Here is a 20,945-nt window from a genome sequence, read left to right on the forward strand (position 1 = left end):
CAGGCATGAAAGCCGCAGAGATCCGCCACACCTTCCTGAAGTTCTTCGAGTCCAAGGGCCACCAGATCGTCGCGTCCAGCCCGGTCGTGCCCGGCGACGACCCGACGCTGCTGTTCACCAACGCGGGCATGAACCAGTTCAAGGACGTGTTCCTGGGCTTCGACAAGCGGGCCTACTCGCGCGCGACCACGGCGCAGAAGTGCATCCGCGCCGGCGGCAAGCACAACGACCTGGACAACGTCGGCTACACGGCGCGCCACCACACCTTCTTCGAGATGCTGGGCAACTTCAGCTTCGGCGACTACTTCAAGAAGGACGCCATCGGCTTCGCCTGGGAACTGCTGACCGAGCACTTCAAGCTGCCGGCCGAGAAGCTGTGGGTGACCGTCTACTCCGAGGACGACGAGGCCTACGAGATCTGGAACAAGCAGGTGGGCGTGCCCGCCGAGCGCATCGTGCGCATCGGCGACAACAAGGGCGGCCGCTACATGTCCGACAACTTCTGGATGATGGGCGACACGGGCCCCTGCGGCCCCTGCACCGAGATCTTCTACGACCACGGCCCGGACGTGGCCGGCGGCCCTCCGGGATCGCCCAACGAGGACGGCGACCGCTACATCGAGATCTGGAACAACGTCTTCATGCAGTTCAACCGGACTGAAGACGGCGTGATGCACAAGCTGCCCAAGCCCAGCGTCGACACCGGCATGGGGCTGGAGCGTCTGGCGGCCGTGCTGCAGCACGTGCACTCGAACTACGAGATCGACCTGTTCGTGAACCTGCTGGCCGCGGCCAAGCAGAGCGTCGACGCGGCCACGCCCGGCACCGGCGACTGCGACAAGGAGTCGCCGTCGCTCAAGGTCATCGCCGACCACATCCGCGCCTGCTCGTTCACCGTCGTCGACGGCGTGATCCCGGGCAACGCCGGCCGCGGCTACGTGCTGCGCCGCATCGCGCGTCGCGCGATCCGCCACGGCTACAAGCTGGGCGCGCGCGCGCCCTTCTTCCACAAGCTCGTGGCCGCGCTGGCCAAGGAGATGGGCGAGGCCTACCCCGAGCTGCGCCGCGATGAGGCCCGCGTCACCGAGGTGCTGAAGCAGGAAGAGGAACGCTTCTTCAAGACCATCGCCACCGGCATGGAACTGCTGGAGTCGGCCCTGGCCGGCGGCGCGACGCAGATCGACGGCGACACCGCCTTCAAGCTGCACGACACCTACGGCTTCCCGGTCGACCTGACCGCCGACGTCTGCCGCGAGCGTGGCGTGACCGTCGACGAGGCCGAATTCAATCGCCTGCTGGAAGAACAGAAGAACCGCGGCCGTCAGGCCGGCAAGTTCAAGATGGCGCAGGGCCTGGCGTACACCGGCGCCGCCACCACCTTCCACGGCTACGACCACCTCGCGCGTGAAGACGCCAAGGTCGTCGCGCTCTACATCGACGGCAGCGCGGTGCAGAGCGCCGACGCGGGCGACGACGTCGTGGTCGTGCTCGACCACACGCCGTTCTATGCGGAAAGCGGTGGCCAGGTCGGCGATGCCGGCGAGCTGCGCAACGCGACGACCCGCTTGGTCGTCGACGACACGCTGAAGATCCAGGCCGACGTGTTCGGCCACCATGCGCAGGTCGTCGAAGGCACGGTCAAGGTCGGCGACGTCTTCGCCGCCAAGGTCGACGCCGAGCGCCGCGCGAAGACGATCCGCAACCACAGCGCGACCCACCTGATGCACAAGGCGCTGCGCGAAGTGCTGGGCGCGCACGTCCAGCAGAAGGGCTCGCTGGTCAACGCCGAGCGCACCCGCTTCGACTTCGCGCACACCGCGCCGATGACGGCCGAGGAGATCCGCAAGGTCGAGGCCATCGTCAACGCCGAGATCCTGGCCAACGCCGACACGCAGGCCGCCGTCATGGCGCTGGACGACGCGCAGAAGAGCGGCGCGATGATGCTGTTCGGCGAGAAGTACGGCGAGACCGTGCGCGTGCTGAGCATCGGCTCGTCCAAGGAACTCTGCGGCGGCACGCACGTGCGCCGCACCGGCGACATCGGCCTGTTCAAGATCGTCGCCGAGAGCGGCGTCGCGGCCGGCATCCGCCGTGTCGAGGCCGTCACCGGCGACAACGCGCTGCATTACCTGCAGTCGCTGGAGTCGACCGTGCAGGCCGTCGCCGGCACGCTGAAGGCCGCGCCCGCCGAACTGGAACCGCGCGTGCAGGCGGTGCTGGAACAGCTCCGCGCGCTGGAGAAGGAACTCACCGCCGCCAAGAGCAAGCTGGCCTCCGCGCAGGGCGACGAACTGATGGCTCAGGCCGTCGACGTCAAGGGACTGAAGGTGCTGGCGGCGACGCTGGTCGGCGCCGACGCCAAGACGCTGCGCGAGACGATGGACAAGCTCAAGGACAAGCTCAAGACCGCCGCGATCGTGCTGGCCGCCGTCGACGGCGACAAGGTCCAGCTGGCCGCCGGCGTGACCGCGGACAGCATCGGCAAGGTGAAGGCCGGCGAGCTCGTCAACTTCGTCGCGCAGCAGGTCGGCGGCAAGGGCGGCGGCAAGCCGGACCTGGCGATGGCCGGCGGCACCGACGCCAAGGCCCTGCCCGCCGCGCTCGCGAGCGTGCAGGCCTGGGTCGGCGAACGCGTCTGACACCTCTGCAGCACAAACTCCGGGACGCGGACGACGATCGAACCGTCCACCCCGGAGTTCCGACGAACAACCTCTTCAAGGGCCCCGGTCGGGCCCTTGTCGTTTCAAGCCACTGGAGCAACCATGACTGACACCCCGATGGACGACGATTTCGCCGACGCGATCGACGTCGAGAACGCGCAGCGCCTCGGCGAGCTGCTGGCCGTGCTGGCCGGACAGGCCGATCCGGATGCGCCGGCGATCACGCTGGACACGATGGACGGTTACCTGACCGCCCTGCGCGTCGGCCCGTCCGATGCCGCGCCCATCCAGGCGATGGACGCGCTGTTCGGCGAGGACTGGCCTGCCGGCCTCGACGAGCAGGACCTGACCGACGCGTTCATGGAAGCGCTGCATGTGCGCTGGAACGAGATCGGCGACAGCCTCGAGCCGCAGCCGCTGCTCGAAGCGCCCGAGCAGATGCACCTGACGCCGCTGATCTCCGAGTTCGACGAGGAGACCAAGGCCGAGCTGGTCGCGCAGGGCTCGATCACCGCGGAGCTGCTGGAACGCATGCCCGCGCCCGGCGCGATGTGGGCCCAGGGCTTCCTGCAGGCGGTCGACGACTCGAACGCGTGGACGCTGCCCGCCGGCGACGGCGCCGACGACCTGCAGGCGATGCTCGAAGCGATCGAGGCCGTGACGCTGGCCGAGGACTCGACGCCGCGCGCCGAGTACGTCCAGCGCGCCTACGAAGAGCCGGAAGGCATCGACCAGAACGCACTGATCGACGACATGCTGTTCACCGTGCAGGACCTGCGCCTGTTCTGGATGCAGCAGCGCGTGCTGAAGGAAGCGATCTCCGGCCTGACCTCGGATCCGGACACGACGCACTGATCCGCCCGGCAGGGCGACCGACGGCGGACACGCACCGCCTCGCACCGACGCCGGCCTCGCGCCGGCGTTTCTCATTCAAGCCGTCGGATGCCGGCCGCAGCCCGGCGACCCTCGACTCAGAGCCGGCCCTTGCAATTCGGCGCGCCGCAGCGGCAGCGCAGGCGGCCCTCGTGGTGGCTCTCGCCGTAGTCGGCGCAGATCTCCTCGCCGGGGTCGATGTCACGCATCGCGTAGAACTCGGCCCGACCCTGCCGGATGCGCAACACCGCGTTCGGTGCGCAGCTGTGATTCACGTGGCGCAGCGCGCAATCGGACTTCGTCGCATCGATCGCGGTCTTGTCGGTCACCTCGACCACATGGATCCGGCGTCGGCCCTCGATGCGCCGGCGGGCTTCGCGCACCGGGACGATCTCGCCGCGCATCTCGCCGATCTTTCGGCGCGCCGGGATCGACTCAGCGGCGAACACCCCGAGCCCGTCGATCGGACTCTTGTCCACCGCCAGCGCGAAGCGCTCGGCCGGCTGCGGCTCGCCCTTCGGGCGCGAGGGCGCGTCGGTGGGAGCCGGGGTGGCGACGGCAGCGACGGAACTCAGTCGAGGCATGAAGCGGCGCGCGGCATCGGCCGCGACGGAAAGGGGAAACGCACATTGTCGCGCCGTTGCCACTGGTGCGGCGGAGGACGCGCTTGACGCCTCCGACACGCCACCAAGATACTGGCCCGCATGTCCTTTGCGATCCGCCCTTCCTGCCTGGTCCAGATGTGCTGCATGCATCCGCTGCAGGCGCTTCTGTGCGCACGCGGCCAGGGACGGCGTCGAACGCGGTAGACGCCCCCGAGGATCCAGGACCCACGGTCCCGAAGCGATCCCCAGAACTCCCCCGACAAGGCCCGCGCACCCCGCGGGCCTTGTTCATTTCCGCCCTCGGTCCTTCCATCCCACCAGGAGAACCTCCGATGCAGCCCTCGACGAATCCGCCCCGCTCCCTCGACGATCGCCCCTCCGGCCGCAGCGCCGTGCGCATCGCCGAGGGCCTCACGCTGCGCCGTCCACGCGCGGAAGACGCCCGTGCGCACGCCGAGTTGATGGGGCATCCCGGCGTCCAGCCGTCGCTGCTCCAGACGCCCTATCCGTCCGAGCAGGCATGGCAGGAGCGATTCTCGAAGGTGCCCGACACGAACAGCGGCGAACTCGTCCTGCTGGCCTTCCACGGCGAGCGGCTGGTGGGCTCAGCAGGCTTGCATCCCGTCGGGCCGCAGGTGCGGCGCCGGCACGCCATGATGCTGGGCATCGGGGTGCATCCCGAAGCCCATGGACGGGGCGTCGGCTCGGCGCTGATGGACGCGCTCACGCGCCAGGCGGACGATTGGCTCGGCGTGCTCCGGATCGAACTCACCGTGTTCGCCGACAACGCCAGGGCGATCCGTCTCTACGAGCGCTTCGGCTTCGAGCACGAGGGCCGACTGCGCGGCTATGCGTTGCGCGACGGTCGCTACGTCGATGCGTTCACGATGGCTCGGCTGCATCCGCAGCCGCCCGTGATCGACAGCACCGCGATCTGAGCGAGGCCCTCGGCGACCGGCGCCCGCAGGCGCCGGTCGATCGACGATCCATCCAGGATCAATCGACGGTCAGCGCTGGCGCCTGCGCCTCGACCACGCCATTGACCAGGCGCCACAGGTCGTCGCTGTCCAGCAGCGTCAGCATCTGCGGCCCATGGCCCTTGAGCAGGTGGACCTGGGCCTGCGCGGCCCAGCCAGGCCGCGTCGGGCTGGGCTGCAGTTGCTCCGCGCCCGCCACGAACACCTGCCCCAGCTGCTGCACGGCCAGCACCAGGCGCTGGCCTGCACCGGTCTGGCAGACCATCAACGCGGCCTCATCGCCACAGGGGCGGTGGAACAGCAACTGACCCAGATCCAGCACCGGCAGCATGCGGCCTTCGAATCCCAGCATGCCGCGCACGGCGGCGGGCGCGGTGGGCCAGGCGGTGATGCGCTGGCGCTCCAGCGCCGCGACGACCTGCATCGCGGGCAGGCCCAGCCACTGGTGATCGACGAGGAAGCTGGCCACATCGACCGTCCTGGCGCCCGTCGGCGACGTCGGCGTGAATGCACCGGGCATCGCGCCCGCGCCGGCCGACGTCCCGGCCGCCAGACGTTCGCCGAGCGGCAGCACCACGAGTGCCGCGAGGTCGGTCGCATCGGGCGGCGTGAGGCGGCGATATTCGCGGTAGCCCCCCGACATCGCCAGCCCGTATGCATGAACGCGGCCATCGAACTCGAGTTCGCCGGTCGCATGCTGGTCCGCGGGCAAGGCCGCCAGTGTGGGCAGCGGCATCGGCAGACGATCGCCCGGCGACCAGCGCGCATCGCTGCTGGCCACGACCTCGCCGGCGCGCGTCACGAGCAGTGCCGCCGCGCCGGCATGATCCGGCAAGGCCGCACCGAGCATGGCGCGGAACTGCGGTGCGCCGTCGAACACGATCGCGATGCCGCCGGCCATCGCCGCACCGTCCGGATGCGGCACGCCGGCCGCGTAGACGAGACAAGGCGCATGTCCGTCCTCGCCGTAGAGCCCGCAAGGCGCGTGCGCCGACACCACGTACTGGCCGGCGTCGCGCAGTCCGAGTGCGCCGGACACCCAGTCGCCTTGCAGCGTTCGCCCGACGTGATGGGACTGGGTGGCATCCGACACGGCGACCACGCGCCCGGCGTTGTCGAAGACCAGCAACAGCGAGTAGACGGTGTAGAGCGCATGGATGCTCTCCAGCACCGTCCCCGCCAAGGCGGCGTCGCCGTCCGCGAGCGCGCGCTGCAGACGCGCGTCGAGCGCCCACCAGCGGCAGTCATTGGCACGCTCGTACAGGTTGCGGTTGACGATGGAGATCGCCAGTTCCGCGCGGAAGCCGGCGCCGTCGAAGACCGCGTCCAGCGCGCCATCCTCGAGCTGCGCAATCGCACGCTCGAACACCTGCCGCAGTTGGTCCCCGGTGCGTTCGACCTCATTGAGCAGGGTCACGGCGAAAGCATTCCCGCCGCCCTGTTCCGCCGCGGCGCCCGGTTGGGCGTGGGCGCGGCTCTTGAGCTTGCCATTCCACAACGACCGCGACAGCTCGCGCTGGATGCGCCGCGCCTCGACGGGAATGCTGCGCAGCTCTTCGTCGAACAACTCTCGCGTGTCGAGGTCGCGGGCGCGATCGCCCTGGCGCTCCGGCGGCGCATCCGCAAAGGCATGCTGCAACGGCTGCAGCATCTGCGCCCGCCATCCCGGTCCGAAGTAGCCTTCGTAGCCGCTGGCCGTGCTCTCGCAGGCCAGATAGTCGCGCCCGGCGAAATCCAGCCGCCATCCTTGCGCTTCGCCGGCCTCCGCCAGCGGCGCGCCGAGCGGGATCTGCCAAGGATCCGAGGTCAGCAGCACACGGCCCTGCGCGTCCTTGAGCACCAGCACCGAGCGGGGCACGCCGGCGCACAACGCGCGGAAGAGCCCCAGCATCTCGTCCTCGAGCTTGAACGACAGGCAGAGCAGTCCGCGTGCGCCGCCAGCGTCGGTGCGCTCACCGCCGCTCACCGCCGCCGCGTAGATCAGTCCCCCGCGCCCGCCAAGCAGCGCCGTGGGTCCGTGTACTTCGACGAAGGCTCGCCCGGGCTCGAAGGCCTCTTGCAGACGCGGGTCGTCAACGACCGGCGCGCAGCTCGACTCATCCAGGGCCGCAAGACGCCGGCCATCGGCGGCCAGCAGCACGACCTGGTCGTAGACGGAGTACTTGGCGACGTAGGCGGCAAAGCGGCGGCGCAGCGCGTCGACCTCACCGGCATCGATGTCACCGGTCGCGTCCGCCTGCAGCAGCGCCCGCAGCGGGCCGTCGCTGGCGAGGAAGCCGACGTCGGCGGTTCGTTCGAAGAGATTGCGCACCAGGATGTCGATCGCCACCTGCGAACGCCCCTGCAGATGCCCGACCGCGTGCCGCAATTGCCGGCGCGCCAGACTGTCCAGCAGGCGTCCCGTCAGCGCCTCGAACGCGGTGCGGGTGTCGGCCATGTCGGTGGCCGCGCCGCTCATCTGACCCAGCAGCGCGAGGCTGTCCCAGGCGCCCTGCAGCCGCAGCAGCGGCTCCCGGTATTCCTCCAGCAGCGGCATGGCGGCCAGCAACGGGGCCACTTCGGCACTGAACGGCAGGCCTTTCCGATAGACCTTGTTCGAACCCTGCGTCATCTCTTTTCCCTCCCAACAATCACGCCCTCGTGAGGCGACGCGCGGCAGTGTGGCGCGCGTTGACGACGTTGTCAGGGGGAGAAACGCACGGTTTCCGAGACTAACTTCATTGATCGCACGGCGATCAGGCGCGAAGTCCTCTACTGGTGCAGCGATGCCGCGAGTTGGGGAGGAAACCGCCGGGGATGCGACAGCTTGGTGCATCAGTCCATCGAGACGGCAGCACCCTCCGCGGTGCGGCGCTGCGTCTGGGCGTGCAATTCGCCATCGGATGCACGGCTCTGGGGCTGGCTGCTGGCGTCGGTGCCACGTTCCGGGGCCGCCGGTTGCGGCGCGGGCGGGCGGCTGGGCTGCCGCTTGCCGGTGATCAGCAGCCGGGCCAGCTTGACGACCTCGCTGGCCTGGGCCGGCGCGGCCGGCATCCACAGGACGGCGCCGAGCACGGCGACGCCCAGCACCCTCCAGAGGGGCCGGTCGGCGTTCAGCGCTTGTTGTTGTCGGCTTTGCATGGTCTCCCCGCGCGAATCTGCATCTTAGCGACGATGACGGGAGTATCGAAAGTCAGCCTCCCGGCCGCCAGGGGGCGGCGACGAACTGCGCCTTGGAGCGGTTGACTTGCGGAATGGGGGGACGGGAGTCGGGTCCGGCCGTGGGCGCCTGCTTCAAGCCGGCACCACGGACCTCGAAGCGCACCGCCTGGATCACCCGGCCCTCCACGTCGAGCAAGGCCAGTTCGTGCCGGCCCGGCATCGGCAGCCAGTCCCAGGTCGCACCACGCCCGATGACGCGGCCGTCCAGTCGCCAGGTCGCGGGGCCGCCGCGTGCCAGCCGGCCCTCGTGAGCGAAACGCAGTCGCTGCGCCATCGGCGGGATGTCGGGGTCCAGCGCATAGATCGCGCCGTCGATCGGATTGGTGAGCGCCACGGCAGTGCCGGCCGGCCGGATGACAGGCTGCTCGGTGCCCGCGACGAACCACTCCCGCCGCGGGGGCTCCTGGCCGCCGTCGAAGCGCAGGACCTGCGGCACGACGCCGGCAGGTGGCACGACCGGTGGCGGGATGCCACCGGCATGGAGGGCCAGCATGACTTCGCGCCAGACCGGCGCCGCCCCGCTCACGCCCGACACCTGATGCATCGCCTCGCCGCTCGAGTTGCCGACCCAGACCCCGACGGTGAACCGGCTGCTCCAGCCGATGCACCAGTTGTCGCGCATGTCCTTGCTGGTGCCGGTCTTCACCGAGGCCGGGAACGGCAGCGCGAGCGCGCTCGACAGTCCGAAGGTCAGAACACGGGCGTTGTTGTCGGCCAGGATGTCACCGACGATGAAGCTGGCCTTCGGATCCGCAACCCGGTGCGAGTCGTTTCGCGGGCTGCCCGGGTCACGGCGCGGCGGACTCACCTCGGCATATCGCCCGCCATTGGCCAACGCGCGGTAGGCGTTCGTGAGGGCGAGCAGCGTCACGTCGGCGCTGCCGAGGGCCAGCGACGGACCATAGAAGCCGCCGGTCTCCGGCAACTGCAGGCCGAGGGCATTGAGCCGCTCGAAGACCGCTTCCGGCGTCAGCATCAGCGACAGCCGCACCGCGGGCACGTTGAGGCTGTTGCCGAGCGAGGCCCGGGCGCTGATCCAGCCTCGGTACTGCTTGTCGTAGTTCTGGGGCAGATACAGCCCCGCCCCGGTCGCGATCTGCGCCGGCGAGTCGTCCAGCAGGCTGGCTGCGGTGATCAGGCGGCGCTCGATCGCCAGTTCGTACAGGAAGGGCTTCAGCGTCGATCCGGGCTGTCGGCGCGCGGTCACATGGTCCACCTGGGCCGCGTCCGACCACTGGCTGCCGCTGGATCCGACCCAGACGCGGATCTCCCCGCTCGCGTTGTCGAGCACGAGCACCGCGCCGTCCTCGACCTGGCGACCGGACAGCTCGGCCAGGTGCCGCCGCAGCGACTGCACCGCGACGCGCTGCCAGGTCGCGTCGAGCGTGCTGCGTTGTGCCGCGGGACCGTCCGCTCGGAGGGCCAGCCGGGCGTAATGCGGCGCCCACTGCGGCATGTCCGCCACTGACAGCGCCTTTCGACGCAGCACGGCGTCGACCTCGTCGATGAGCCCCTCGCAGCCCAGCCGCATCGTGCGCAACACCCCGCAGGCGCGCGTCGAGAGTACGTCCGCCGAGGCGTTCGGCCCCCGCAGCATCGCGGCGAGCAGCGCGGACTCCCGCGCGTCCAGTCCGGCGGCCCGCTTGCCGAAGAGCGCCTGTGCCGCAGCCGGCACGCCGATGAGTTCGCCGCGAAGCGGCACGCGATTCAGATAGGCCTCGAGGATCTGGGCCTTGGTCCACCGTTTCTCCAACCGCCCCGCGACCCACGCCTGCCCGAGCTTCTGCGTCATGCTGCGACCACCCCGCCGGGCCAGGTCGTCGTCGAGCAGGCCCGCGAGCTGCATCGTCACCGTCGACGCGCCGCGGGTGCGCGTGTTCCAGAGATTGGCCCAGGCACTGGCGGCGATGGCCGACCAGTCCACCCCGCTGTGTTCGTAGAAGCGCTGGTCCTCGGAGACCAGCATCGCCCGCAGCAGCGAGGGCGACATCTGCTCCAGCGGCACCCAGGCGAGCACGCGTCGGCGGGCATCCATGCGCAAGGTCTGCAGCGGCTCGCCTCGCCGATCAAGCAGTTGGAGATCCGACACGGGATGCGACGCCCGCGTCTGCGTGAACGAAGGGAGTTCCGCTGCCGGCGCCGACACGCCGGCCCCGGCCCCCAGGAGCACGACGGCCAGCGCCGCCGTCCATCGCGCAGGGCCGCCGCGCACGCAGGCGGCCCTTGGCTTCGTCACGGTTGCACCTCCAGGGTCGCATTCGGCAGTTCGCCGAACCGGTCGGGCGAATACATCGCCTCGGCACGCGTGGTCGGCATCTGGAATCGCCCGGCATTGTTCAGGCGGACCGTGTATTCGAGGACATGCTTGCCGCGCGGCAGGAAACCGAAATAGGCGCGCCACGCAGTGAAGCTGCGTTCGATGAAGCTGGGCCACGCCTGCCCTCGGCGCGCTCGCCCTGCGTGTCGATCGTGCCCTCGACCACGGCGGCGCCGGTGGGCAGCGGATCGCTGAGCACCACCCAGGACATGTCGGCGGCAGCCTCGACCTCCAAACGCACCCGCATCACATCACCGCGGGACCAGCGCGGCGCGGCCTTCTGCGAGACGGCGGTGATCGTCCGCTTGATCGCGTAACCCGAGGAGAGTGGCGCCTTCAACGGCACGGCGGACAAGGCCTGCACCGTGGCCCAGGGGCGTCCGTCGCCCGCCTGCGTGACAGTCAGCGTCCCATTGCCGGCCGCGGGCCACGCCAGACGGAGCTCGCCGCCGTCCGGCTTCGTCGACCAGTCGAGCGCGACGCTCGCGCTGCCCAGTCTGGCCTCGGTCTTTCCCTTCACCGGCTGCGATTCGAAGCGCGCGGAGAACTTCTCGAGCGCCAAGGCGCCCCACAGGTTCGCCGTCGTATTGAACCAGGCACCACGCTCCTGACGCGCCAGCGCGCCAACGACCAACCGGGGCAGATCCTCCTTCCAGCCTGGATCATCCACCAGGGCCAGGATCGCCCGCGCCGCCGTCGCATCGGCGCTGCCCATCAGCCACCACCAGCCGTCGGACTCCTCGTTGACGAAGCGCAGCGTGGTCCCCGCAAAGCTCAGGCGACTGCGCAACTGGTTCTGCGCCGCCGCGATCTGGTTGAGACGATCCGGCGCATCGGTCATCCGCTGATGCAGCACCAGCCAATCCACGACGGTGCCGGTGGGCCACGTCGTCAGGTTCCGGCCCTCCACGGTCCCCAATTGCCGCGGCGTCGCCTTGCCATAACGGGACAAGGCGGCGAGCGCGGCAATGCGCCGCGGTTCATCGTCAGGGCGTGGGGACCAGTGGCGGCGCTCCAGCCGTCCTTCGACGAAAGCGGCCAGGCCGTCGAGCGCCTTGCCCAGTTGCGCCGCCGGCAGCGGCCGGCCGGCTTCCTGTGCCACCGACAGCAGATGGGCTGTCAGCACGTCGCTCCCCTGCGTCAGATGCCGCGACAGCGGGAAGTACGCGAAGAGCCCATCCGGGTCCTGATAGGTCGCCAACTGTCCCATCAACCCGTCCCAGGCCGGGCCGTCGTGCAACGCGATGAACTTCGAACTCTGCTGTTCGAGGCAGGTGTACGGGTACTGCTCGAAATAACGGCGGATGCCGGGAAGTGCCGTCGACAGCTTCGGTTGCAGGCCGATCTGGAGTCCGCCCCGCTTGATGCCCTGCGTGGGCAGTGCGTCGGCAGGCGCGGCGACCGGGAGGCTGAACGGGGCGTCGAGCTGTCGCAGCGTCGCCTGGAGCACCCGCACCGGGACCGCCGGCTCGACGGCTTGCGTGGTCCGCATCGCATCCTTGGCGCTGCCCCCTGCTCCTGGGCCTGCGCCTCCCAGACGATCCGCTGGGCGCCCTCGGGGACCAGGACATCCCAGGTCAGTTCCTGCGCCTGGCCGGCGGCCAGCTTCACGGTTCGAGCGTCGGCGGGCACCGCCTGATCGCCGGCCTCGCCGCTCGCCTTGCCCGCCAGCGTCACCTTGAGGTCCATCGCCCGATTCGTCGCGTTGCGCAGGGTAAGCATGGCCTGCACCCGGTCGCCCTCCCGTACCAGCGGCGGCAGCCCGGAGAGCAGTTGCAGGTCCTGGCTCACATTGATGCTTCCCTCCCCGGTGCCGAAACGCTGCCCCGGTGCATCCGCGACAGCCACGAGCCGGAAGCGCGTGAGCGAATCGTTCAAGGGCACCCGCACGCGGGCTTCGCCCCGGGCATCGACAGTCACCAGCGGCTGCCAGGTCAACAGCGTGTCGAACAGCTCGCGCGTCGCAAACCCGCCGCCGCCGCCGGCGGCGACCGCCTTGCGACCGTAATGCCGCCGACCGATGATCTCGCTGTGCCCGGTCGCCGTCGTGACTCCCCAGGGGCGTGTCTGGATCATGCTGTCCAGCAGCTTCCAGCTCGGGTTGGGAGCCAACGCGAGCAGCCCTTCATCGACGGCCGCGAATGCGATCTGGGCATCCGGCACCGGCTTGCCGTCCTGCGTCACCCGCAATGTCACCTGGGCACTTTGCCGAACGCCGTACTGCGCTTGCTGCGGCACGACCTCGACCTGCAACCGGTGCCTGGCCTGTCCGATCTCGATCGCGGCCATGCCCAGCTTGAAGGACGGCTTGGACAGGTCGACCATCGCCGTGGGCGCCTGATAGTCCCCTGAGGCCCGCCATTCCCGCCACCAGTTCACGGGCTCGCGCCACCCCCAGGAAAAGAACGAGTACCACGGCACTTCCCGCAAGCGGCCTCGCAGCACCATCACGCTGATGAAGGCATTCGGCGTCCAGTCGGGATCGATCTTCAACTCCACCCAGGGGTCGCGACCCGACAGACGACGGACTTCGCTGTGCAACACGCCCTCCCGCTCGACCGTGATAAGCGCCGTCGCGTCGCGATAGGGCATGCGGACCTGGAACCTCGCGGTTTCTCCCGGTTCATAGCGTCGCCGCTCCGGGATCACATCGATGCGGTCGTCGTTGTCCTGCGCAAACCAGAGTTCGCCGGCTTTTGTCACCCAGAGGGATCGGGCGGCTTGCGCCATGCGGCCGCCGTCGTCCTTGGCGGAACCGATCAACTCGATCTGCCCACCTTGACTCAGCTTGACCTCGCAACGCATGAATCCAAGCGCATCGGTCGTGCCGCTGCAGAGCTCGCCGAGATCCTTCAGATTGCGCTGATGTTCGTAGGCATAGAAGCCGCCCACCAGCCGCTTTCGCGTGCTCAGTGTCTGGATCTGGCGCGCACCGACGGTGATCTTCCGATTGGCCATCGGCTTGCCGTTGGTGTCGAGCGCCACGGCCTGAATCGCCAGTGCCTGGCCATTGGCCGCCCACGTGGCCGCGCGCAGGCCGACGATCACATCACTGGGCCACACGACCTGGGAGGCCGCGCGGGTGTGCGTCTGTCCGTCGGGGTCCCGGTAGTTCAGTTCGACGCGCAGTTCGGTGGGGCGATCGACGCCACCCTTCAACGGCACCTTGAACGACACCCCTCCCTTCGCGTCGGTCTGCAACGCCAGCTTGTCCAGCACCAACCGGCTTGCTCCGCGGGGCCCACCGCCAGACTCCCCGTCGCCCTCGTCCATCTCGCCTGTGCCCTCGGAATCCGGCGGCCCCTCCGCTGCTGGTGGCTCGAAGGCGAAATCATCGAAGCCGGGAAAGTTGCTCCAGCGAGGTTGCAACATGGCACTGACTGCCACCGGCGACTTCGCCATGGCGCCTCCCGCCATGTAGTTCAATTGGGCGGCCCAGGCCTGCTCCTTCGCACCCGCAGAAGGCGTCTTGGGCGGGATGAGGCGCGCATCGACAAGCGGTACCCTGAATTCCTCGACACGGACGCTGCCGCTGTCCCAGCTCCGGCGCCCACCGCGCGAACCCTCGCGCTCCATGACAAAACGATATCGACCGAGTTTGGCTCCAGCAGGCACCTTCCACGTGCTCAACGCATAACGGCCCCCCTGCCAACGCAGGTCCAGCGTGGCGATGTCCTCACCCGTGCCTTCGAACACGACGCGCAACTTGTCCGGCAACTGGTCCGGCGTGGCATCGCTCAGACCCTGAACCGTCTCCAAGCGGAAGAAGTGCTTCATGGACAGCGTGTCACCGGCGCGCAGCAGCGGCCGATCAGTGACCGTGTGCGCACGCGCCGCCCGCTCCGAGCCCCAGGCAATGGGCACATTGAAGCGCCAAGGCTCAATGCCACGACTCCAGCCGCTGAACATGAAGGACTGGTCCAAGGCTTTTCCCGGCTGCGAGAAACGCGCCGTGATGAAGAGCCCCGATTCGGCGATGCATTGGCCGCTTCCGCTGTCGCCATCCAGATTCGGGCGATCAATCCGCGCGAGGCCTTGTCCATCGGTCCGTCCACGCCACAGCGATTTGCCGCGACAGTCGTAGACCGACACTTGAGCGCCCTCGACAGGCTTGCCCTTGTCGAGCGATGTCACCCATACCAGGCTGTCGTCTTTCCCCACCTTGACGTGGAGTCCAAGATTGGTGACGAGCGCCCCCGTCCGCACGAACATCGGCTGGATCGGATCAAGGAGCGCCTGGCCCAGTCGCGGCGACTTCAGCTCCAGCACGTGATAGCCGGGTTGCGACAGCGGAACGCCGATCACATCAATGACCTTGTCCGGATTCGGTGGCGGCACCGTCATCGACTGAAGATCCGATGCGTCCTTCAGCCACTCGGACTTGCGATCCTCCCATTCGTTCTGATGGAAGAGCCGTCCGTACCATTTCAGGATCTCGGCATCGTCGGTCAGCCTTCTGATCCGCAAGTGCCCGCCGGAACGAGGCTGCAGGTCAGCCTGCACATGCCGCAGACTGAGGGGGACCAGACTCGGTCCCGCCGACTCCCACTCGACGATCCCGAATGGCGCCGCTGCAAACTTGGCGAGCGGGGGCGCTTCCGATGTTCGAATCTTCAACGGGAAGCTGGCAGCGTTTGACAGAGGCCGACCACTCTCATCCTTGATCCCGTCGGGAAGCTCAAGAAGATAGTCCTGCTGCTCGGCCAATGGCACCGGGAAGCGCACGTTAGCCAACCATTTGGCGGACTGCTGCTCCTGCTCAGTCGGAATCACAGGCGTCACGGTTGCGCCATTCGGTGCCCTGAGTCGCACCTTCAATGCCAGGTCTCGCCCAATCGGCTCAGAGAAGCTGACCGTGATCGGCCGAACCGACAGGCAAGGCGCATTTGCACGTTCGCGTTCGCATGACAACTCTGCAGTCAGCGGCGATCGAACTGAAAAGCGGAAGCGACGATCGGCTCGCGTCCGTACTGAGTCGTTCCCCGCTGCGGCGATGCCAGCTCCCCATACAAGATTGGCCTCCGCGCCTGCCGGCAGTGGCCGCGAGCATCGGACAAGGATCCACCTCTGATCCTTTGCGTCACCCATCTTCAGCGCACGGAGTAGCGCGTCACGTTCGGCAGCATCGCCAAGTACTACGGGAATGCGCTCGCCAAGCGCCTTCGATTCGCACCACATGTAGGGCGCAATCGTCTCAGTCCTGGCGTCACCAGAAAGTTGCAGAAGGAATCGCTGATCCTCCTCGATCTTTCCCCCTCCCAAGGACTCACCCGCCTGACCGTCGGGGCGCCGAGCTGGAAAGAGAACTCGCGAGCGCCGCTCCATCCCGGAGCCGCACCGGGCGCCGTGGGTTGAAAACCCTCGCTCGCCTTGACCACGCACTTCGTTCCTGCAGCCAGTGGGCGAGCGAAATCGAAAACCCATTCCCGCTCGTTGGTCCAACGCCCGCTTCCCTGCGCAGCACTGTCTCCACAACGGATCGTCACGGGAGCAGCGAGGCGCGGATCACCAAACCTTGACGTTGCCGCGCCGAACCTCACTACAACGTTCTGGACTTGCTCCACTTCGCCCTGGGGCACGACAGAGGCGATCTCCGCTGCGCGCGCCGGTGGACCAGACAGCAAGACAGCGAGTGCAGCCAAGGCAAACAGTAGGGAAGGCCTCACGCCACTCCAGAAATGCTGCATAAACCCCTCGCCATGCTCAAACGTGAGGCGCAGTCTATTCCGAGGCCCTAAAAAAAACAGTCCCACAAAAGGGGCGAATACATACACGAATCTGGCGCTGCACTACCGAGATTAGCGGAGCAAACGTATGCACCCCAAATCAAGACCAATCAAACTGAAACTCCAAAAGACAAAACCCCTCGATCATTGCTGATCGAGGGGTTTGGCGGTGTATTAGCCTGACGATGACCTACTTTCACACGGGAATCCGCACTATCATCGGCGCTGAGTCGTTTCACGGTCCTGTTCGGGATGGGAAGGGGTGGGACCGACTCGCTATGGTCATCAGGCTTGACTGGTTGGCTTGCTGAGGAGCTCAGCAGGCCCAATTCGGTAGAGTCAAATCAGCTTTGGTTTGATTGCGTCTTCAGGGATTGAAGAACGGTTTTGATCAGACATCCCGGGATGGGAGTTGATCTGCGTGACCACTCACCTTGACGTTTTGAGTGTCAAAGTTATAGGGTCAAGCCTCACGGGCAATTAGTACTGGTTAGCTTAACGCATTACTGCGCTTCCACACCCAGCCTATCAACGTCCTGGTCTTGAACGACCCTTCAGGGGGCTCTAGGCCCCGGCAAGACTCATCTTGAGACGAGTTTCCCGCTTAGATGCTTTCAGCGGTTATCTCTTCCGCACTTAGCTACTCGGCGATGCCACTGGCGTGACAACCGATACACCAGAGGTGCGTCCACTCCGGTCCTCTCGTACTAGGAGCAGGCTCTCTCAATCTTGCAGCGCCCACGGAAGATAGGGACCAAACTGTCTCACGACGTTTTAAACCCAGCTCACGTACCTCTTTAAATGGCGAACAGCCATACCCTTGGGACCGGCTACAGCCCCAGGATGAGATGAGCCGACATCGAGGTGCCAAACACCGCCGTCGATATGAACTCTTGGGCGGTATCAGCCTGTTATCCCCAGAGTACCTTTTATCCGTTGAGCGATGGCCCTTCCATACAGAACCACCGGATCACTTTGTCCTACTTTCGTACCTGCTCGACTTGTCAGTCTCGCAGTCAAGCACGCTTATGCCAATGCACTATCAACACGATTTCCGACCGTATTTAGCGTACCTTCGAACTCCTCCGTTACACTTTGGGAGGAGACCGCCCCAGTCAAACTGCCCACCATACACTGTCCCCAACCCGGATAACGGGCCAAGGTTAGAACCTCAAACACACCAGGGTGGTATTTCAACGTTGGCTCCACCCGATCTAGCGACCGGGTTTCAAAGCCTCCCACCTATCCTACACAGATCTGTTCAAAGTCCAATGTAAAGCTACAGTAAAGGTTCATGGGGTCTTTCCGTCTTTCCGCGGGGAGATTGCATCATCACAAACATTTCAACTTCGCTGAGTCTCTGGAGGAGACAGTGTGGCCATCATTACTCCATTCGTGCAGGTCGGAACTTACCCGACAAGGAATTTCGCTACCTTAGGACCGTTATAGTTACGGCCGCCGTTTACTGGGACTTCAGTCAAGAGCTTGCACCCCATCATTTAATCTTCCAGCACCGGGCAGGAGTCACACCCTATACGTCGACTTTCGTCTTTGCAGAGTGCTGTGTTTTTAATAAACAGTTGCAGCCACCGATTCTCTGCGGCCTCATTGGGCTAACCAAGTAAATGGATCACCTACTAAAGGCACACCTTCTTCCGAAGTTACGGTGTCAATTTGCCGAGTTCCTTCTCCAGAGTTCTCTCAAGCGCCTTAGAATACTCATCTCGCGCACCAGTGTCGGTTTGCGGTACGGTCGTCAATAGCTGAAGCTTAGTGGCTTTTCCTGGAAGCAGGGTATCACTCACTTCGTCTGCAAGCAGACTCGTTATCACCCCTCATCTAAGCCCGGCGGATTTGCCTACCAGGCACGACTACAGGCTTGAACCGGGACATCCAACACCCGGCTGAGCTAACCTTCTCCGTCCCCACATCGCACTATTGATCGGTACAGGAATATTGACCTGTTTCCCATCAGCTACGCATCTCTGCCTCGCCTTAGGGGCCGACTCACCCTACGCCGATGAACGTTGCGTAGGAAACCTTGCGCTTTCGGCGAGGGGGCTTTTCACCCCTTTAACGCTACTCATGTCAGCATTCGCACTTCTGATACCTCCAGCAGGCCTCACGACCCACCTTCACAGGCGTACAGAACGCTCTCCTACCACGCACAGTAAACTGTGCATCCGCAGCTTCGGTAACTGGCTTAGCCCCGTTACATCTTCCGCGCAGGACGACTCGATCAGTGAGCTATTACGCTTTCTTTAAATGATGGCTGCTTCTAAGCCAACATCCTGACTGTTTTAGCCTTCCCACTTCGTTTCCCACTTAGCCAATTTTAGGGACCTTAGCTGGCGGTCTGGGTTGTTTCCCTCTTGAGTCCGGACGTTAGCACCCGGTGCTCTGTCTCCCAAGCTGTACTCTTCGGTATTCGGAGTTTGCATAGGTTTGGTAAGTCGCCATGACCCCCTAGCCTAAACAGTGCTCTACCCCCGAAGGTAATACTTGAGGCACTACCTAAATAGTTTTCGGAGAGAACCAGCTATCTCCAGGTTTGTTTAGCCTTTCACCCCTATCCACAGCTCATCCGCTAGTTTTGCAACACTAGTCGGTTCGGACCTCCAGCACCTGTTACGGTACCTTCATCCTGGCCATGGATAGATCACCTGGTTTCGGGTCTACACCCAGCGACTGAATCGCCCTATTCGGACTCGATTTCTCTACGGCTACCCTATTCGGTTAACCTCGCCACTGAATGTAAGTCGCTGACCCATTATACAAAAGGTACGCAGTCACCCTTGCGGGCTCCTACTTTTTGTATGCATGCGGTTTCAGGATCTATTTCACTCCCCTCCCGGGGTTCTTTTCGCCTTTCCCTCACGGTACTTGTTCACTATCGGTCGATTACGAGTATTTAGCCTTGGAGGATGGTCCCCCCATATTCAGACAGGATTTCACGTGTCCCGCCCTACTCTATTCGTGCCTAGTTCCACAATCGACATTTCTCATACGGGGCTATCACCCGCTATGGCCGGACTTTCCATTCCGTTCTGATATGCCAACTGCTAAAACACGAGGGCTACTCCGATTTCGCTCGCCACTACTTTCGGAATCTCGGTTGATGTCTTTTCCTCGAGCTACTGAGATGTTTCAGTTCACCCGGTTCGCCTCGCATACCTATGTATTCAGTATGCGATACCTCTAATCGAGGTGGGTTTCCCCATTCGGAAATCTCCGGATCAAAGCTTATTTGCCAGCTCCCCGAAGCTTATCGCAGGCTATCACGTCCTTCGTCGCCTGTAATCGCCAAGGCATCCACCACATGCACTTAGTCACTTGACCCTATAACTTTGACATCCGCAGATGTCGTCAAGGACAGATGCTCAACAACTTGAGCATTTATTTGAGTATCACGCGTTCGCCGTTCTTCAATTTCTACTCTTTTCAGAGTTGAAGTTTGTTGACGCAATCAAATGTCGCTGGCGGCACGGTGCCGCGCCCCTTTACGAAGCGCTAAGCTTTCCGCCAGCAACGCTGATTCGACTCTACGAATTGTTAAAGAACAACAGCCGACTAAAAAGTCGAGACTGGCAAACCACAGTGCCCATTTGGACGCTGTGGTTTGCCACCCATGTGAAGTGATTGGTGGAGGATGACGGGATCGAACCGACGACCCCCTGCTTGCAAAGCAGGTGCTCTCCCAGCTGAGCTAATCCCCCAAGATCTTGACGATCCCCGTGGTGGGTCTGGCTGGATTCGAACCAGCGACCCCCGCCTTATCAAGACGGTGCTCTAACCGACTGAGCTACAGACCCACGCGTTTCTTGCGTGCTCCTGTATCGCGCCAACCGGCAAGGCCAGCTCACCAGGCTCACGCGTTTTCTCACTCACTGTTGTGTGTCTACAGCCGATAAGTGTGGGCGCGCTGAACTCGCTTATGTGGACTCGACTCAATTCTCTGACCTAAGCCAGACAACGGTCTTGTCATCTCTAGAAAGGAGGTGATCCAGCCGCACCTTCCGATACGGCTACCTTGTTACGACTTCACCCCAGTCACGAACCCTGCCGTGGTAATCGCCCTCCTTGCGGTTAGGCTAACTACTTCTGGCAGAACCCGCTCCCATGGTGTGACGGGCGGTGTGTACAAGACCCGGGAACGTATTCACCGCGGCAAGCTGATCCGCGATTACTAGCGATTCCGACTTCACGCAGTCGAGTTGCAGACTGCGATCCGGACTACGACCGGGTTTCTGGGATTAGCTCCCCCTCGCGGGTTGGCAGCCCTCTGTCCCGGCCATTGTATGACGTGTGTAGCCCTACCCATAAGGGCCATGATGACCTGACGTCATCCCCACCTTCCTCCGGTTTGTCACCGGCAGTCTCATTAGAGTGCCCTTTCGTAGCAACTAATGACAAGGGTTGCGCTCGTTGCGGGACTTAACCCAACATCTCACGACACGAGCTGACGACGGCCATGCAGCACCTGTGTCCAGGTTCTCTTTCGAGCACTCCCACATCTCTGCAGGATTCCTGGCATGTCAAGGGTAGGTAAGGTTTTTCGCGTTGCATCGAATTAAACCACATCATCC

8 protein-coding genes, 2 tRNA genes, 3 rRNA genes and 1 pseudogene (1 of these 14 running past the window's edge) are annotated in these 20,945 nt (G+C 65.1%); 3 read left to right on the forward strand and 11 right to left on the reverse strand.

Going from position 1 to position 20,945, the window contains the following annotated elements:
* Positions 1-5 precede the first annotated feature (5 nt).
* Positions 6-2,639: an alanine--tRNA ligase gene (gene alaS / locus ACQ86G_RS30495; RefSeq protein ID WP_431258744.1), complete on the forward strand. Its 2,634-nt coding sequence runs from the start codon at positions 6-8 to the stop codon at positions 2,637-2,639.
* A gap of 123 nt (positions 2,640-2,762) precedes the next feature.
* Positions 2,763-3,515, forward strand: coding sequence for a UPF0149 family protein (locus tag ACQ86G_RS30500; RefSeq protein ID WP_431258745.1), 753 nt, complete (start codon positions 2,763-2,765; stop codon positions 3,513-3,515).
* A gap of 116 nt (positions 3,516-3,631) precedes the next feature.
* On the opposite strand, the gene ACQ86G_RS30505 is transcribed toward ACQ86G_RS30500, so the two are convergent.
* The gene (locus ACQ86G_RS30505; RefSeq protein ID WP_431258746.1) at positions 3,632-4,117 is read right to left on the reverse strand and encodes an SET domain-containing protein; all 486 of its coding nucleotides are present in this window, start codon (positions 4,115-4,117) and stop codon (positions 3,632-3,634) included.
* Positions 4,118-4,470: 353 nt separating this feature from the next.
* On the opposite strand from ACQ86G_RS30505, the gene ACQ86G_RS30510 reads away from it, so the two are divergent.
* Positions 4,471-5,076 carry a GNAT family N-acetyltransferase gene (locus tag ACQ86G_RS30510; protein ID WP_431258747.1) on the forward strand — a complete coding sequence of 202 codons (606 nt, stop codon included), beginning with the start codon at positions 4,471-4,473 and terminating at the stop codon, positions 5,074-5,076.
* A gap of 58 nt (positions 5,077-5,134) precedes the next feature.
* Here ACQ86G_RS30510 and ACQ86G_RS30515 read toward each other — a convergent pair whose 3' ends face one another.
* The 10 genes and pseudogenes from ACQ86G_RS30515 to ACQ86G_RS30560 all read right to left on the reverse strand — a co-directional run.
* Positions 5,135-7,726 carry a chemotaxis protein CheW gene (locus ACQ86G_RS30515; protein WP_431258748.1) on the reverse strand — a complete coding sequence of 864 codons (2,592 nt, stop codon included), beginning with the start codon at positions 7,724-7,726 and terminating at the stop codon, positions 5,135-5,137.
* 203 nt (positions 7,727-7,929) lie between these two features.
* Positions 7,930-8,235: a hypothetical protein gene (locus ACQ86G_RS30520; RefSeq protein ID WP_431258749.1), complete on the reverse strand. Its 306-nt coding sequence runs from the start codon at positions 8,233-8,235 to the stop codon at positions 7,930-7,932.
* Positions 8,236-8,287: 52 nt separating this feature from the next.
* Positions 8,288-10,552 (reverse strand): penicillin-binding protein 1C, encoded by a 2,265-nt coding sequence (gene pbpC / locus ACQ86G_RS30525; protein WP_431258750.1) that lies wholly within the window; start codon positions 10,550-10,552, stop codon positions 8,288-8,290.
* Positions 10,549-11,843: pseudogene (locus tag ACQ86G_RS30530) on the reverse strand (hypothetical protein). Before ACQ86G_RS30530 ends, pbpC begins: the two are co-directional and overlap by 4 nt.
* Positions 11,843-15,415, reverse strand: coding sequence for an MG2 domain-containing protein (locus tag ACQ86G_RS30535; protein ID WP_431258751.1), 3,573 nt, complete (start codon positions 15,413-15,415; stop codon positions 11,843-11,845). The pseudogene ACQ86G_RS30530 and the gene ACQ86G_RS30535 overlap by 1 nt, the downstream one beginning before the upstream one ends.
* A 1,121-nt stretch (positions 15,416-16,536) precedes the next feature.
* Positions 16,537-16,649 (reverse strand): 5S ribosomal RNA (gene rrf, locus ACQ86G_RS30540).
* A gap of 169 nt (positions 16,650-16,818) precedes the next feature.
* Positions 16,819-19,698: ribosomal RNA gene (locus ACQ86G_RS30545) — 23S ribosomal RNA — on the reverse strand.
* A gap of 301 nt (positions 19,699-19,999) precedes the next feature.
* Positions 20,000-20,075, reverse strand: a tRNA-Ala gene (locus ACQ86G_RS30550).
* Between the two features lie 19 nt (positions 20,076-20,094).
* Positions 20,095-20,171 (reverse strand) — tRNA-Ile (locus tag ACQ86G_RS30555).
* A 179-nt stretch (positions 20,172-20,350) separates the two neighbouring features.
* A 16S ribosomal RNA gene (locus ACQ86G_RS30560) occupies positions 20,351-20,945 on the reverse strand (it continues 934 nt past the right edge of the window).
* Together the 16S, 23S and 5S rRNA genes with 2 tRNA genes alongside form the textbook arrangement of a ribosomal RNA operon.

This window comes from Roseateles chitinivorans (assembly GCF_050632145.1).
Lineage (GTDB): Bacteria > Pseudomonadota > Gammaproteobacteria > Burkholderiales > Burkholderiaceae_C > Roseateles > Roseateles chitinivorans_B.

Bases quoted from the DNA above. Each gene is read 5' to 3' on its own strand.
- ACQ86G_RS30510 (WP_431258747.1), top strand. From the start codon at position 4,471: ATGCAGCCCTCGACGAATCCGCCCCGCTCCCTCGACGATCGCCCCTCC.
- ACQ86G_RS30515 (WP_431258748.1), bottom strand. From the start codon at position 7,726: ATGACGCAGGGTTCGAACAAGGTCTATCGGAAAGGCCTGCCGTTCAGT.
- alaS (WP_431258744.1), top strand. From the start codon at position 6: ATGAAAGCCGCAGAGATCCGCCACACCTTCCTGAAGTTCTTCGAGTCC.
- ACQ86G_RS30500 (WP_431258745.1), top strand. From the start codon at position 2,763: ATGACTGACACCCCGATGGACGACGATTTCGCCGACGCGATCGACGTC.
- ACQ86G_RS30505 (WP_431258746.1), bottom strand. From the start codon at position 4,117: ATGCCTCGACTGAGTTCCGTCGCTGCCGTCGCCACCCCGGCTCCCACC.
- ACQ86G_RS30520 (WP_431258749.1), bottom strand. From the start codon at position 8,235: ATGCAAAGCCGACAACAACAAGCGCTGAACGCCGACCGGCCCCTCTGG.